Source organism: Prosthecobacter sp., from assembly GCF_044378005.1.
Lineage (GTDB): Bacteria > Verrucomicrobiota > Verrucomicrobiia > Verrucomicrobiales > Verrucomicrobiaceae > Prosthecobacter.
Genome location: NZ_JBILYB010000071.1, coordinates 14,634 through 30,349 on the forward strand (window position 1 = coordinate 14,634; position 15,716 = coordinate 30,349).

9 protein-coding genes are annotated in these 15,716 nt (G+C 57.5%); 5 read left to right on the plus strand and 4 right to left on the minus strand.

Features of this window, described 5'->3' with window-relative positions; genetic code table 11:
* Window positions 1-93: 93 nt before the first annotated feature.
* Genes AC6FTP_RS14610 through AC6FTP_RS14625 form a run of 4 tightly spaced genes read right to left on the minus strand, consistent with a single transcriptional unit; the run spans window position 94 to window position 7,034 of the window.
* Window positions 94-1,737 carry a sulfatase family protein gene (locus tag AC6FTP_RS14610; protein WP_497207656.1) on the minus strand — a complete coding sequence of 548 codons (1,644 nt, stop codon included), beginning with the start codon at window positions 1,735-1,737 and terminating at the stop codon, window positions 94-96.
* 35 nt (window positions 1,738-1,772) lie between these two features.
* Window positions 1,773-3,281, minus strand: coding sequence for a sulfatase (locus AC6FTP_RS14615; RefSeq protein ID WP_497207657.1), 1,509 nt, complete (start codon window positions 3,279-3,281; stop codon window positions 1,773-1,775).
* Between the two features lie 15 nt (window positions 3,282-3,296).
* Window positions 3,297-5,090: an arylsulfatase gene (locus tag AC6FTP_RS14620; RefSeq protein WP_497207658.1), complete on the minus strand. Its 1,794-nt coding sequence runs from the start codon at window positions 5,088-5,090 to the stop codon at window positions 3,297-3,299.
* A 33-nt stretch (window positions 5,091-5,123) separates the two neighbouring features.
* Window positions 5,124-7,034 (minus strand): sulfatase-like hydrolase/transferase, encoded by a 1,911-nt coding sequence (locus AC6FTP_RS14625; protein WP_497207659.1) that lies wholly within the window; start codon window positions 7,032-7,034, stop codon window positions 5,124-5,126.
* A 278-nt stretch (window positions 7,035-7,312) separates the two neighbouring features.
* On the opposite strand from AC6FTP_RS14625, the gene AC6FTP_RS14630 reads away from it, so the two are divergent.
* The 5 genes from AC6FTP_RS14630 (at window position 7,313) to AC6FTP_RS14650 (ending at window position 15,422) form a co-directional block, all read left to right on the plus strand.
* Complete coding sequence (locus tag AC6FTP_RS14630; protein WP_497207660.1) at window positions 7,313-8,719, plus strand: DUF1501 domain-containing protein; 1,407 nt, start codon at window positions 7,313-7,315, stop codon at window positions 8,717-8,719.
* A gap of 176 nt (window positions 8,720-8,895) precedes the next feature.
* A complete protein-coding gene (locus tag AC6FTP_RS14635; protein WP_497207661.1) occupies window positions 8,896-10,020 on the plus strand; it encodes a citrate synthase in 1,125 nt (374 codons plus the stop codon).
* A gap of 399 nt (window positions 10,021-10,419) precedes the next feature.
* Window positions 10,420-12,192 (plus strand): hypothetical protein, encoded by a 1,773-nt coding sequence (locus AC6FTP_RS14640; protein ID WP_497207662.1) that lies wholly within the window; start codon window positions 10,420-10,422, stop codon window positions 12,190-12,192.
* 42 nt (window positions 12,193-12,234) lie between these two features.
* A complete protein-coding gene (locus AC6FTP_RS14645; protein WP_497207663.1) occupies window positions 12,235-13,020 on the plus strand; it encodes a polysaccharide biosynthesis/export family protein in 786 nt (261 codons plus the stop codon).
* A gap of 170 nt (window positions 13,021-13,190) precedes the next feature.
* The gene (locus AC6FTP_RS14650) at window positions 13,191-15,422 is read left to right on the plus strand and encodes a polysaccharide biosynthesis tyrosine autokinase (protein ID WP_497207664.1); all 2,232 of its coding nucleotides are present in this window, start codon (window positions 13,191-13,193) and stop codon (window positions 15,420-15,422) included.
* Window positions 15,423-15,716 lie beyond the last annotated feature (294 nt).

Below are 15,716 nucleotides of genomic sequence, written 5' to 3' on the forward strand. Positions count from 1 at the left end.
TTTTTCCAGGAAGAATCAAGAGCGTGGCCTGTCATGCACAGAAGCAGGCGACAAAGGGCGGATACCCCTTCTTTATACTGTCATCACGGGAACTCACTTGCCCTTGGCCTTCGCTTTGCCTTTGGGTTTTTGTTTGTCCCAAAAAGCCTTCTCATCCTGCGTGGGGCCGGAGAGCGGCGGGGTCTCGAAGTATTTGCCACCGTCAATCATGCGGGGATCGCCGGTGCGGGTGAGTTCGGCGAGCAGACGTTTTTCGAGGTCGGCTTTCACGGCGGCGCTGGCGGGATCATCGGCGAGGTTTTTGGTCTCGTGGGGATCGGCTTTGAGATCGTAGAGTTCGTATTTGGGGCGCTTGCCATAGACCCACTCGTAGTGCGCTTTCCATTCCGGGGTGTTGCGCACGCCGACGAGCCAGGACTTTGTGGGACCGGCATCTTCATCGGGGTGCGTGATGCGGGTTTCGTTTTCGAGATCTTCGACGGAAGGTGTTTTGCCGTCTTGCAGGTTGTAAGGATCTCCCATGGGCCAGCGATCCGGGCGGAAGTTGATGATGAGCACATGATCAGCGGTGCGGATGGCACGCTGCGGGTAGGGCGAATAGTCAGCACGGGCGATCTCGACATGGCGCTCGCGTCCGGTGAAGACCTGCGTGCGTGCGGCATCGACGAGGCCGGATTTGTCTGACTTCAAAATGGGCCACAGGCTGCGGCCCGTCATCACGTCCGGCACAGGCACGCCACCGGCTTCGAGGAAGGTGGGGGCGAGGTCGGGCAGGCAGACGAAGTCATCCACGACACGTCCGCCTTTGACGCCGGGGCCGGTGACGGAGAGCGAGACGTTGGTGCCGAAGCCGTAGAGATTGCATTTGCCATGCGGGAAGCCGGGGGCGCCGTGGTCGCCGCTGATGACGATGAGCGTGTTGTCGCGCTGGCCGGTCTTGTCGAGTTCAGCGAGCAGTGCGCCGATGCTGGCATCCCACGCGGCGATCTCGCCAAAGTAGTCTGCCAGGTCTTCGCGCACTTCGGGCACATCCGGCAGGTAGGGCGGCATCTTGCCCTTCAGTGTGTCTGGATCGATGTTCCAGAGCTTCTTGCCGCTGCCCTTGATCCATTTGCGATGCACATTCGTGGGGCCAAACCAATAACAGAATGGCTTACTCTCCTTGTTCGCGGCGATGAAGTCGCGGAAGTTGCCACGGGCCTCGTCATAAAGCTCTTCCTTCGCCGCGTCGAGCGCCTTGCCTTCGGCGAGCATTTTTGTCACGTTCCCGGAGAACTGGTTGATGCGCCCGCCAGCTTTCTGAAACGCGTACTGCTGCTGGCCGTAGGGCGCGTCACTGGGTGTGCCGGGGCCCCAGACTTTGTAGGTCTTGCCGATGTGGTAGCCGCTGTCACGAAGCAGCAGCGGATAAGACGGGATCTTTTCATCCCACACGGCCCCCCGCAGGATGGCACCACGACCGGTGCGCCAAAAATACTGGCCGGAGAGCAAGGAGCTGCGGCAGGGCGTGCAGGAGGGCGCGTTCACATGCGCGTTGCGAAACAGCACGCCTTGTCTGGCGATCTTGTCGAAGTTTGGCGTGCGCACGACATCGTTGATGCCGCCCCTGCCCTCGACCTCGGCGTAGATGCTGGCGTATTTCCCCCAGTCATCGGCGAAGAGGAATAGGATGTTCGGCTTGTCGGCGGCAGCGACGAAGGGGCAGAGAGCCGAGAGCAATACGATGATGCGTTTCATGGCGGGTGATGATGGGCTGGAGCGATGGCTGTGCTTCACTCAGGGATCGGATCGCTGCGTTTTACGGTTTTGCCTTCCCAGATGGCCTCGTCGGTTTTCTTGTCATAGGTGAGCACGCGGCTGGCACTGTTTGGAGCGGGTGGCAGGTCGGTCTTGGGCAGCCATTTTTTGTGCTCGGCGATGATGGCGGAGTGCTCGGGTTTGGCGGCGAGGTTGTGCCATTCGTTGGGGTCGTTGACCATGTCGTAGAGTTCCTCGCTGCCGTCGGCGTAGTGGATGTAGCGCCAGTGCTCGCTGCGGATGCCGTGGTTCCCCTGATTGTGGCTGGTGATGGCCGGACGCTCGCGTTTGGCGGCGGCGTCCGTGAGTTGTGGAGTGAGGCTGAGACCCTCGATGTCTTCCCGCTTTGGCACGCCGGCGAGGTCGATGAGCGTGGGGTAGATATCGAGCAACTCCGCAGGCTGCATGCAGCGCTGGCCGCCTTTCACACCGGGGCCGGCGAAGATGAGCGGGACCTTGGTGCCGCGATCCCAGAGTGTGTTCTTCCCAGTGATCTCTTTTTCACCGAGATGCCAGCCGTGATCCCCCCAAAGCACGACGATGGTGTTGTCGGCGACACCGGCTTCATCCAGCGCGGTCATGAGGCGGCCGATCTGCGAATCGACAAAACTGGTGCAGGCGAGATAGCTGCGGACGAGGTTCCGCCACTGGTTGTTCTCCTTGATCCACTTCATGCGCGGCTCAGGCAGTTCCCAATGCAGATACCAGGAGAAGCGCGGCGTGTCCTCGCGGTCGTTTTCGAGGATCTTTGGCAGCACGCTGTCGTCATCGGGATAAAGATCGAACCACTTCTGCGTGGCGTAGCACGGGACATGCGGCAGGAAGAATCCGGCGGCAATGAAGAAGGGCTGGTCCTTCGGCGCGGACTTGATCTGCTCCACGGTCCACGAGGCGACTTGGTAATCACCTTTGCCTGTGTCGTCGTTGTCCTTCGGCCACACGCCCCAGTCCATGAGCGGGTGGTTTCCCATGGGTGCCGGCGGGGTGAGCTTGGTCGGAGGTTTCGTGCCCACGCCGCCATACGGTGCGGTGACCTGGAACTCGGGCTTGGATGCAGCGCCTTTGTTTTTACCCTTGCCTTTGCCGCCTCCGCCACCCGTGCCGCCATGGTAGATTTTTCCCGTGGCATAGGTGCGGTAGCCGTTGTTTTCAAAGTGCTGCGGCAGGGTGACGCGGTCCTTCCATTCTGGCAAAGTGCGGAACCAGGGCGACAAGCCATAAACTCCTGTGGTGGTGGGCCGGAGTCCCAGCAGAAGGCTGGTGCGGGAGGGATTGCACAGCGGCATGTTGCAGTGCGCATTCAGGAAGGTGGTGCCGCGTGCGGCGAGCTTGTCGATGTTTGGCGTCTTCGCCATCGGATGCCCGCCGAGGTGACCGATCCAGTCGTTTTGATCATCAATGGCGATGAACAGGATGTTCGGCCTGGCAGCCATGAGTGACGAACTGAGGGCGAGGATAGAAAAGAAGGTGAGGATGGTCTTCATAAGAGCGGGAGGTGATCAAGGCAGCAGGGTGAGGGTGACGCGGCGCACGTCCATGACGGACGAGCCGGGGATTTCGAGGGCGCGGAGAGTAAGCGGGCCTTTGCCTTCGGGAAGGGTGATCTCGCCGAGCTTCAGCGTGTGGAATTCCTTCATGGTGCTCTCGCCATGCGGACGCGGCAGGGTGTCTTGATTCGTGTAGAGCGGCGGGTCCCAGCCGGGGGCGACTTTGCCGCTGAGTTTCGCATTTTGAAAAGCCAGCTCGATGGTGGAACCGGCGTCGGGCACTTTGCAGGTGTAGTCCACCGTGACTTCATATTTCCCGGCGGTGTGGACGTCGAGCAGCCAGACCATGCGGTCTTCCATGCTCGTCCAGTTCACGAAATACGAGCAGTTCGGAGCGCCGCTGCTGCGCTGCACGCCGCCGAGTGGTTCGCCATCACGCGCAGGCAGCATGGTGATGGGAAACTCACGATAACCGACAGGGATCGGTCGCGGATCGACGGCATTGCCGCCTTTCTTTTTGTCGCCTTTGGTCTTTGGCAAGGCGGCGGTGGCACCGAACACATCCTGACGCCAGGCTTTGACTGCATCGGTGAGTTTTGCCGCCAGTGCGGGTTCCTTGTCGTTGATCGGCGTGGTCTGGCCGGGATCGGTGATCATGTCATAAAGCTGGCCCGCATTATCGAGGCGATGCGTTTGTGTGCGCACGCTCGCGCTCATCGCCCAGGTGGAGAAGATCATGCGCTCCGGCCATTCGACGGACTGCTTCATGAGAAGAGGAGTGAGGTCACGGCCATCGAGTGGTTTGTCGCCGACACGTTTCACCTCCGCCAGCGCGGTGAGCGTCGGCAGCAGATCAATCGCACCGCTGATCTGTGTGACCGTGTGTCCGGCGGGCAGTTTCGCCGGCCAGCGGATGTAGCAGACGGAGCGCACGCCGCCTTCATCGGTGGTGCCTTTCTTACCTTTCATGCCGCCGGTCCAGCGGTTGCTGTTCGGGCCGTTGTCTGAGAAATAGACGACGATGGTGTTGTCATCGACGCCGTGCTGCTTCAGCCGCGAAAGCACGCGCCCCACGTTCATGTCCTGGTTTTCGATCATCGCCAAAGCGCAGCGTGTTTCATCCGCCACTTCCTGTGCTGCCTGGGTGGCGGTTTGAGTGATGGGCTTGTCTTTGAATCGTTTCCAGTCCGCTTCCGGCGCAGCCCAGGGCGAATGTGGCGTGGTGAATGGGATGTAGCAGACGAAGGGCTTGGTCTTGTTTTTATCGATGAAGCCGAGGGCGCGATCTGTGCAGACATCCACGATGTAGCCCTGGGTGCGGATCATGCGGCCATTCTCCTCCAGCGGTGCGTCGAAATACTCGCCCCAGTGACCGGAGGTGTGGCCGAAATACTCGTCAAAGCCACGCGCCATCGGGTGGTAGGGCCACTGGCTGCCGTTGTGCCATTTCCCAAAAGCTCCGGTGGCATAACCGGCGGCCTTGAAGGCATCGGCGAGCGTTTTTTCACCGAGATCCAGACGCTCCTGCCCGGTGGAAACGCCACGCACTCCGCCGCGTGGATGATAGCGGCCCGTGAGGAACTCACCGCGAGTGGGCGCACAGACAGGACAAACAAAAAACCGGTCCAAAGAAACGCCTCCTTTCGCGATGGAGTCAATGTTCGGCGTGGCGACCATCTTGTTCCCGGAATGACCGTAGTCCCCCCAGCCAGCATCGTCTGCGAGGAAGACGACGACATTGGGCCGTTGAGCAAATACGGACGAAGAGATGAGCGCGAGCAGCGCGGTGAGGATGCGTGGATTCATGTCTGGGAAGCGAGGGTTGTGCGCTCAGGGGCATTACTGCTGACCTTTCTTTTTGCCCTTGCCCTTGGCTTTGCGGTTGGTCGCGGCAGCTTTGGCCTGCGGGACGATGTTGGTGATGAGGCGCGGGACGTAGCTGTTGTAGCGGCCATCGGGGGACGGGCCGTCCGGCTGCATGGTGGCGATGGCGGGATGCAGGGACGCAGCTTTGGGGCCGAGCGCCTCGATGGCGGCAAGGGCGGACATGGCAGTCAGCACGCCGTTGTTTTTTGGATCAGCGAGGCTGCCAAGCGTGTCCAGCGCCGCGCCGGAACTGCCACCGCTGTCATGCTGCACCAGGCTTTGAGCAGCGACGATGCGGACGCTGGCAGATTCATCGACGAGGGCTTTTTTCAATACCTCCGCTCCCTGACGCACGGCAGCCTCGCCGCGCATGAGCAGGCCAAGTGCGCCCCAGTAGCGCACGGCGCTGTCGCTTTCGCCGATCAATGCGATGAGGGCAGGCACGGCGGCGGGGTCAAGATTGGAGGCGAGGTCCGCCGCCGCCCGGATTTTTTCAAACGGATACTTCGAGCTGTCGTGGGCGAGGTCATGCGGCGTAGTGCCTGCGGAGCGCGCGTGGAGTTCGATCTCCGGCAGGAAGCACACATCCTTCACCCGTTCGAAGTGGACCGTCTGGGCGGCACGGAGTTTTTCCAAGATGGCGCGGTGCTCGGGAGATTGCGCGAGATTCCGTACTTCATCGCGGTCTGTTTCGAGATCGTAGAGCTCTTCGATGGCCTTGGGCGTGCGCCAGAAAATGGACTGCGCTTCGTTGGCCTTGCCTTCGGTGAAGAGCTGATTCCAAACACGGGTGGTGGGCGTTTCAAACTGATAGGCCACGCGCTGCGCCTGGGAGACGTGCGGGTGGAAGTTGCGCAGATAGACGTAGCGTCCGTCGGTGACACTGCGCACGAGATCCATGCGCTCGTCCATGCGGCCGCGTTCGCCGAACAAATACGGCTGCGGCTCGCTCTGATGCGGACCGGCAAAGGCATGCCCCTGCATCCACTCCGGGGGTTTGATGCTGGCGATGCTGAGCAGCGTGGGTGCGAGATCGACAAAGCTCACCATGCGGTCGGACTGGCCGCCGACCTTGTATTCCTTGGGTGCGAGGTGCTGCCATTTTTCCGGGAAATAGACGACCATGGGGACATGGAGGCCGGAGTTGGAGGGCCAGCGTTTGCTGCGAGGCATGCCGCTGCCGTGGTCGCCGAAATAAAAGATAATGGTGTCTTCAGCGAGTCCGGCGGCGGCCAGTTCGGCGAGGTGTTTGCCTGCATCGGCATCGGCCTCGCTGACTTTGTCATAATACTGCGCCCAGTCCTCGCGCACTTCAGGAGTGTCGGGATGATAAGCGGGAATACGCACGTCTTCGGGCCGGGTGATTTGCTGGTGCGGCCGGGTGCGGATCTGGCTTTCGTGGCTCTTGGTGGAGTTGAATATGGCGAAGAAAGGCTGGCCAGCCGTGCGCTTTTTCCAATGCGCTTGATTGGATGATTCATCCCAGACCTTGCCGGGCTCGCGGACGTTGTAGTCGGTCTTGCTGGTGTTGGTGCAATAATAGCCGACCTCGCGCAAAAACTGCGGATACATCTTCGTGCCCGCTGGCATGGAGACCATGGAGCGCATGTGGAGGCCACCACTGCTGGAGGGATACAGACCGGAAATGATCGCGGTTCGGGCCGGTGCGCAGACGGGTGCCACCGACCAGGCTTTTTTGAAGACCATGCCTTTCGCAGCGAGCGCATCGACGTTTGGCGTGCGGGCGAGCTTGTCGCCATAGCAGCCCATTTCAGGACCGTGATCCTCACTGGTCAGCCAGAGAATGTTGGGATGATCCACTGCGGAGGCGGCATGGCAGAGGCTGAACAGCCCGAGCAGGGTGGTGAGGAGGCGGGATTTCATGGCGGAAAAATGGGAACGTGAGGAGCCGGTGGATCGTTCATGTTTTACGATGCAATCCGCGCCTTGATTTTCCCCGTGCCGCTAAGTTTCGCGCCACTCCCCCCATTCATTTTGAGTTCAATGATCTGGACTCTGATTGGATAAAACCAAGGACCTCGCCGCCGGCCAGACTGATGACGATTCGCCGAACTGGCTGATGAAGGCAGAGACGAAGGCTGTACCTCGATTGCTCTACCGAGACTCGAAACAATTCCCCCATGCCATTCGTACTAGCGCCCATGTTTCCTTCGCGTCGTTCCTTTCTCCAGACATCCGGCTGTGGCTTTGGCTGGCTGGCGGCCTCCGCCATGGCTCAGCGGCAGGCTTTAGCCTCAGGCGGTGTGATGTCTGGAAAGCAGCCGCACCACACGCCCAGGGCGAAGCGGATCATCTTCCTCTTCATGCAAGGCGGGGTGAGTCATGTGGACTCGTTTGATTACAAGCCGCGCCTGATCCGAGATGACCAGAAGGTGATCGATGTGGCAGATGCGCGGTCGATTGCGAAGACAGGCAAGGGCTCGCCACAACGGATCAAGAAGTCGCTGTGGGACTTTGCCCAGCATGGGGAGACGGGAAAGTGGGCTTCGAATCTCTTTCCAAACATCAATCGGCATGTGGATGACCTGTGCTTCCTGCACGGGATGCACACAGAAGGTGTGGCCCATGGCCCGGCGACGCTTTTCTTGCACACGGGGACTACGAACTTCATCCGCCCGAGCATGGGTTCGTGGGTGATGTATGGGCTGGGCTCGGAAAACGAGAATCTGCCGGGCTTCATGACGCTGAGCCCAAGCCTGGGGAATGGCGGGCCGCGCAATTATGGGAATGCTTTTCTGCCAGCCGTCTTCCAAGGCACGCCGGTGGGGCGCGGAGGACTGCCCGCGAAGGAGGGGAACATCCAGAACATCACGAACACGATCTGGAAACCCGAGCAGCAGCGGAGGCAGATGGAGCTGCTGAGAGCGCTTGGAGGACAGCAGGCGATCCCCGGAGATCATGAGATCGAGGCGGTGCTGGAGAGTTACGAGCTGGCGGCAAGGATGCAAAACAACGCCCCCGGAACGATGGACATCAGCGGCGAGTCGGAGGCGACTTTGAAGCTCTACGGCATCGGCGAGAAGGTGACGGACAACTTTGGCCGCCAGTGTCTGATGGCGCGGCGTCTGGCCGAGCAGGGAGTGCGTTTTATCCAGGTGAATTACGGTGACAACTCGAACAACCCGGCCTGGGACCAGCACAGCAATCTGCCAAAGCACGGCGAACACGCGGCGGCGGTAGATCTACCCATCGCGGGCCTGCTGAGTGATTTGAAACAACGCGGGCTGCTGGAAGACACGATCGTCTGGTGGGGCGGCGAGTTTGGCCGCACGCCGTATGCGGAGCGCAATGGTACGGGACGCGACCATAACCCCGGCGGCTTTACCACCTGGCTGGCTGGCGGCGGGGTGAAGGCTGGCTTTGCCCACGGAGCGACGGATGAACTCGGGCACATGGCCGTGGATGGAAAGGTCCACATGCACGACCTGCACGCAACCTTGCTGCATCTGCTAGGGATGGATCACGAGAAGCTGACCTTCCGCCATGCAGGCCGCGACTACCGACTGACCGATGTGCATGGGCATGTGGTGAAGGAGATTTTCGCCTGATGAAGAGGCTGATTTTTGGCCTAGCACGGCGAATCGCCATGCGGTCTGCATTTTCCTCATCACCGGCACTTGTCGCGCCGCATTTGCACGCTAAACGACAAAAGTCGCACTTCTCGGCATAGCTCTCGCTTCGTCTTTTATCTAACCGTTTAAAACACCCTCCCAACTCACACGCCATGTCTGTCGTCTCCAAAGGTCTTGAAGGAATCGTCGCTGCTGAAACACGTCTTGGAGAAGTCCGGGGAGCTGAAGGTGTGTTATTTTATTGCGGATACGACATCAACGAACTCGCCGGCAAAGTGAGCTACGAGGAAGTGGTGCATCTGCTCTTCCATCAGCGCCTGCCCAATCGTGCTGAACTGGACAAACTGACCACAGCACTGCGCGCCGAGCGTGAACTGCCGCAGGGCGTAATCGATTTCCTCAAAACCGCCCCGAAGACCGCACGCCCGATTGACGTCATGCGCACTGCGGTCTCGATGCTCGGCTGCTACGACCTCGCGCGCCACGACATCGACGTCGGGGAAAACCTCGCCACAGCGATCCGTCTTGTCTCGCAGATCGGTGTTATCGCCGCCTACTTCCACCGCGCTCGCCAAGGTCTGGAACTCCCGCCAGTGCGCAAAGATCTGAGCGAAGCCGCCCATTTCCTCTACCTCATGACCGGTGAGGTTCCATCTGCTGAAGCTGAAAAGACCCTCGACGTCGCCTATGTGCTTCACGCCGAGCACGGCTTCAACGCCTCCACTTTCACCGCCCGAGTCGTCGCTTCGACCCTGAGTGACATGTATTCCGCCATCAGTGCCGCCATCGGAGCGCTGAAAGGAGCCCTCCACGGCGGCGCCAATGAAGGAGTGATTCACATGCTCCAGGAGATCGGCAGCTTGGAAAACGTCGATCCTTGGGTGGAAGACGCCCTGGCCCAGAAAAAGAAGATCATGGGTATCGGCCACCGTGTCTATAAAGTGCTCGACCCTCGTGCCCCGCACCTCCGCGAGATGGCCATCAAGCTCACCAGCCAGCTCGGCGAGGCCAAATGGATTCAGATGTCTGAGCGCATCGCCGAGATCATGCGCGAGCGTAAAGGCCTGAACGCCAACGTCGATTTCTACAGCGCGACGGTTTATTACAGCCTCGACATCCCGACAGATCTCTTCACCCCCATTTTTGCTATATCCCGCATGAGTGGTTGGACGGCGCACGTCCTTGAGCAATGGAGCGAAAACCGTCTCTTCCGACCGCTAAGCGAGTATGTCGGCAAGCCCTACGGCCAGAAGGTTGTGCCGATCGACGAGCGCTGAAAATCACCTCAAGATAAACGGTGCTCATTTGACTTAATGTTCACATGAACATTATTGAGGTATGAACCGCCGTTCTTCCTCCTTCCCTCGTCTTCTTCATCAACTGCGTGGAATCCTCACCATCGCACCGACCGAACTGAATCGCAGAGACCTGAACTTTTCCAGTCACAGCGAGGTTCAACTCGAATTAGATTTTGAGCACACAAACAAGGCCAAAGGCCACCCAAGTGGGAAGCTAATCCGTTTGGAACGGATGGATTGCCGCTTGTGAAGCAACCGCAACCGGGCGGTCAATCGAGTTAAAAAGTCTCGAATAGAGGTTTTTGGAATAGACAAGGTTGGACAAAATTGCTTTTATTGATTTCTTTTCTTGGTCCAGCCATTCCCTTTCAACCACTTATGTTAATCTCGAAGTTTCTGCGGCCGGTTTGCTTGTCGCTCAGAGTGCTCCTCATTGCCCAATGCCTTGTGGCAACACTTGGATACGCCCAATATGGAGCCTCCCCCTCACAAACAGGCATGTTCTTTGATGATTTCCGGACTCGCCAAATGAAAGAGGGTCAGGCATCTGCTGGCACTCGAGATGGCGATGTGCTTTATGATTACGAAAGTGGTGTTTATCGTGACAACCAGGATGCCCCCATGGGCCAGCGTGCTCCAGACTTGGAGTCCGCACGCGAGTTGAGCCGTCCATCAGTTCGAAGTGGTAGCGTCGCATTTGCCGCACGCAGTGTTGGTGATTACACCAATTATTCAGGCCAGTATGCCAGCCCAACGGGTTTCTTTGCTCCCACTTACACATCGGACCCATTCTTGAGCGGCCGTCGCAACCTCAAACTGGGCCCAGTCAATGTCGGTTTCGGGTTCTTCCAAGGCCTTGAATATAACGACAACATCACCCGTTCAGCAAACGATCCGGTCTCAGATGTCATCAGCACCACCATGTTGAGCATTGATGCCAACTATCAGATCACTCAAAACAACCGTCTCTCCCTGAGCACTGCACTAGGTTTTGACCGCTACTTTGAAAACCCGGAGCTGGCTCCCTATGGCAGCAATGGGTTTGTCCTCAATGTTTTGCCTGGCAGCACCATCGCGTTCGACATCAAGGCAGGTCCCGTCTATTTCACCCTTTACAATCGATTCTCCGTCCGCCCTGCGAGCCGAAATGATTTTGCCTTGGCACAAAATCAACTTTTTGGAGTGTTCCAAAATGACACTGGCCTGGCTGCCAACTGGCGCATTAATTCTGCTTGGACACTTTCCATGAACTACATGCACTCCTTTACGGATTCCATGTCCGAAGCGAATGGTAATACTGGAGGTAGTTTCGATGAATTTAATCGCGTCACGGACTCCCTGCACGCATCTCTGACTTACAGCCCGTCAGGAACATGGACGGTTGGTTTAGAAGGTGGATCCACTGCGGTGGAATATGAAACCGATTTCAATGCCGATGGTATTCTCAACAATATGGGCGTGTTTGCCGTGCTTCCTCTCGGCAAGACAACGTATCTTCGAGCAGCAGCAGGGGCTCAAATCTTCGACTTTGATCGCCTACCACAGTCGAATCTTGTCCCTGGCGGAAATCCCTTCGATGGAATCACCGATTCTCCTGACCAGATTCGCACCAATACAGGAGACCAAAGTGATCTCAGTGATTACTACTACTCGCTCACCCTCAGCAACCGACTCAATTCACGTATCACCCAATCCCTGACCGTTGGCCATGAGTCATCATTAAATCTGACCTCCAATTACATCACAGCTGACTACGCCAACTACGGTTTGGGCATCGTAGCGTGGAAGGGCAGCCGAATCAGCCTCAGCGGATATGTCGAAAACGCTCAGGCTTCCGGCGGTTTCTTTGCTCAGGATTACTTCCAGTATGGTGGGGACATCTATATCACACATCGCTTGAGTTCTCGCCTGCAGATTGGTGCTGGCTACCATTATGGTTTCAGCAATCCGGAATCTCAACCTCAGGCTGACAGCGCAGCTTCCAATGATTTCGTCCAGCAAGCCTTCAATCTGGATCTGGTTTATGTCCTATCCCCCAAGGCCAACTTGACCCTTGGGTACCGCCATTACACAACAGAAGTTGATGACGATAATGGTGACCTCGACTTCAATCAGAATCGCATCATCCTTGGCTTCAATTATAACTTCTGATTGCCTCTTCTCATAACGAGAATCGAGCGCTAAGGGTGGAATATGAAGCGCCACAATGCTTCGACGACGCCCTTAGAAAATCATCAGCCACCATCCACCATGCGCTGCTTTCATCCCCTGCTCAAACCCCTTTGCATCTCTCTCATCAGCGCATCCATTTATGCCCAGGATCCTGGAGTTCGGGAATATGACGAGCGCCGCGTAGCCGCACCGGCAACTCCTACAGGTGAAGTCATCAAGTCAGCAGCCGTCCTCAACTCAATGGATGTTTTGGATGACTCCCAACCCATCGAGCCTGGAGACGTCATCTCCATGCGTATCGTTGAAGACCGAAAGGAACCGCTTCAACTCCGTGTCGGTGCCACTGGGGAGGTCAATGCCCCCCACATCGGCCTGGTCAAAGCCGCTGGGCGCACGAGCAAACAGCTAGCAATCGAGGTCAAGCGGAAGCTTGAACTCAACTATTACAATAGTGCCACCGTCATTGTCGCCATTGACCTAAAGCGTCAGGATGACCCTAACGCTCGCATGCGCACAGCAGGTTACGACATTAACTTCTTTACCGTTTATGGACAAGTGATCCGCCAGGGTAAATATGAACTCCCCACAGACGAAGATCTAACGATCAGCCAAGCCATTTTGCGCGCTGGCGGTCTGGCCCAGTTTGCCCATCCAAATAAGGTTAAACTTGTCCGGAAAACACCACAGGGAAACAAAACCATCTATATCGACCTCGATCAAATCATGCGCCAAGGCAATTTGGAGTATGATGTCTATATTAGGAATAATGATGTCATCATCGTAGATGAGAAGAAGATCAATATTTAACCTCGGAACGCCCACCGTTCGCAGGACCTGATCTTCACCAATTTCCCAAGGACACTCTGCCTCCAAACAAATTTGGTGCAGAAAAGTCTTCCTTGAGGCATACTGCCACCCCGACGATTCCAGAAGCGCCCAGTGAACCAACCTCTTGGAACTCCGCACCCAGATTTGCCATGGAAAATACCCTGCTCCTTCCGCCGCCGGCAGCCTCCGGCCAGTCCGCCACACTGAGCCGGATTCACGAGACTTCGGCCAAGTTCCAGCGTTACAAAATCCTTTTGCGCCGCCGCTGGTGGTTTTTGCTTCTGACGGCCAGTATCGGCGTCTGCATTCAGGCACTTCGCATCACAGGTCAGCCCGATACCCACACCAGCCTTGCTAAACTAGTTGCAGGTGGACGCATCGTTTCCAATGAAGGGGCCGTCAATTGGCAAGACCAGCTCACTGATTTCTACGGCACCATCATCGAGACCCTTGAAAGCGCTGAAATGAAGAAGCGCGCAATGGCACGGGTTCATGCCCTTCATCCCGACCTCAAGGATTCGAGTGTGGATATTCGAGTCGCCCAAACCAAGGGCTCAGCTATCTTCAACGTCTTCGCCAGCGGTTCGGAACCGAAATTCACGAAGATTTTCCTTGATGCTCTGCTTGATGAGTTCATCGCCTTCCGCCAGCAGATCCGTGAACAAGGGCTTGAAAGGGCGCTGAACACCTTCACCGAAACTGTGGTCAAAAAGAGCAAGGAACTTCAAGAACGCACTGAGAGGCTTGAGGCCTTCCGAAAGGCCAACGACACGGTTCAGTTAAACGGCAATCACAACGAGGCCGCCTCCTTTCTTCTCAATCTCAAAACTAAACGGGAAGGCATCTCCGGCGAATTAAAGGACATCCAAATTGCCCTACAGGATGTCGATGCTGCCATGCTTGATCGCGAACGCGGTATCATGGCGTCAACCAGCACCGCAGGTGGCCCCGTCTCCAACTCCGCAACGAAAGCTCCGGCAGGAAATTCAGGCGATACAGCATCCAACCTGCCGACCAGCGGCGTGGACAACAACACTGCGGGCGGGCTCGGCATGACCTCTGCCGAGCGTGACTACCTGGAAACCAAGAAAGAAATCATGCGCTTTCAAAACGATCGCGTGAACCTCCTGCGTAGCTTCAAACCCGGTCACCCCGACATCGTCGTGCTGGATGAAAAGATCGAGTCTGCGAAGCAACTGCTCTCCACCTTCGCCGATGAAATCGTCCGAGAGATGCGCAGTCGTGAGAGCACTCTTCTTCGGCAGTTAAAAGCACTCGACCAGCAGATTACTGAAAAGCAGAAAGAGGCACTCGAACTCGGGGGAAAACTCGCTGAACACGAGCGGTTGGACGAAGAATTCAAGGCGGCAAAGCTGGCCCATGACCAGATGTTTGATCGTGTGCAGAAATTTCAGGATCTGCAAAACATCCAGACCGACTATGTGGCCATTCAAGAGCGCGCCTCCACCGCCTACAAAGATGTGCAGGATTGGATCAAGCCCTTGGTCGGCGGCCTGATTGGCGGCTTGATTGTCGGCGTGCTGATTCTTGTGCTCTTCGATCGCCTGGATGATCGCATGAACTCCTTCTCCGAATTTCAGGGACTCTTTCCCTCCGAAGCCGTACTCGGACAAATTCCTGAGCAGCGCCAGCGAGGCGATGTCGCCCTTCTTCGTCCCAATGACGATCGCCATCTGTATGCCGAGGCATTTCGAAACGTCCGCTCGTCCATCCTCTTTAAAAACTGGAATGGCAAACATCCCAAGACCATCCTCGTCACCAGCGCTGTCCCCAATGAAGGCAAGACCACGGTCACGTCCAATCTCGCCATCACCATGGCTCTTGCAGGTGCCCGTGTACTACTTGCCGACTGCGACCTTCGCCGCGGTGGGGTGAGCGAACTCTTCAAACTGCCCACAACACCAGGCTTGAGCGAAGTGCTCCGCGCCAAGTTGCACTGGCGCGATGCAGTTCAGGAAACCGGAGTGCGGGGACTCGACCTGCTGGCTAGAGGCGAGGTCTTTGACCAAACGTCCGAAGTTCTCCTTTCCAAGACGGCCGAGGAAATGCTCCGCGAGATGGGTGACGAATACGATTACGTCATCTTTGATAGTGCCCCAGTTCTCGTCGCCGATGACACCGCCAGTTTCGCTCCGAAGCTCGACACCGTCCTCTTTGTCGTCCGCCTCTCCTCAACCATGGCCCGACTCACCGGCAAGGCTCTTGACCTGCTCTATGACCGTCAGGTCAATGTCGGCGGCGTGATCCTCAACCGCTCCACCACCAATCTGAAAGAGTACACCTACTACAACTACGCCAGCTACTACTACGCACCGGTGAAGAAGAAGCCCGGCGAAGAAGCTCCAGCCGCCAAGGCCTGATCCATTCATTCAGCGGCCTCTCATCAAAGTTCCACCATGGCGGCACGCGGGCTGATCTCGTTCGATGCCGCCGGAACACTGATCCAGGTGGCTCGGCCAGTTGCCACGACCTACGCCGAGTTTGCTCGGACTCATGGCATCAGCGTCAGCGAGTTCGCATTAAAGACCGCCTTCCGAGTTGTTTGGAAGTAAGCGTCACCGTAACGCCCATAGGAACGCGGTTGGAACGGGGCGCGTGGGGAGTCAGGGATGTCCCACGTTATGGACAACCAAATCACGATTTTGAAACGGGAC

Coding starts and splice junctions, on each gene's coding strand:
- AC6FTP_RS14610 (WP_497207656.1), bottom strand. CDS start 1,737: ATGAAACGCATCATCGTATTGCTCTCGGCTCTCTGCCCCTTCGTCGCT.
- AC6FTP_RS14615 (WP_497207657.1), bottom strand. CDS start 3,281: ATGAAGACCATCCTCACCTTCTTTTCTATCCTCGCCCTCAGTTCGTCA.
- AC6FTP_RS14620 (WP_497207658.1), bottom strand. CDS start 5,090: ATGAATCCACGCATCCTCACCGCGCTGCTCGCGCTCATCTCTTCGTCC.
- AC6FTP_RS14625 (WP_497207659.1), bottom strand. CDS start 7,034: ATGAAATCCCGCCTCCTCACCACCCTGCTCGGGCTGTTCAGCCTCTGC.
- AC6FTP_RS14630 (WP_497207660.1), top strand. CDS start 7,313: ATGTTTCCTTCGCGTCGTTCCTTTCTCCAGACATCCGGCTGTGGCTTT.
- AC6FTP_RS14635 (WP_497207661.1), top strand. CDS start 8,896: ATGTCTGTCGTCTCCAAAGGTCTTGAAGGAATCGTCGCTGCTGAAACA.
- AC6FTP_RS14640 (WP_497207662.1), top strand. CDS start 10,420: ATGTTAATCTCGAAGTTTCTGCGGCCGGTTTGCTTGTCGCTCAGAGTG.
- AC6FTP_RS14645 (WP_497207663.1), top strand. CDS start 12,235: ATGAAGCGCCACAATGCTTCGACGACGCCCTTAGAAAATCATCAGCCA.
- AC6FTP_RS14650 (WP_497207664.1), top strand. CDS start 13,191: ATGGAAAATACCCTGCTCCTTCCGCCGCCGGCAGCCTCCGGCCAGTCC.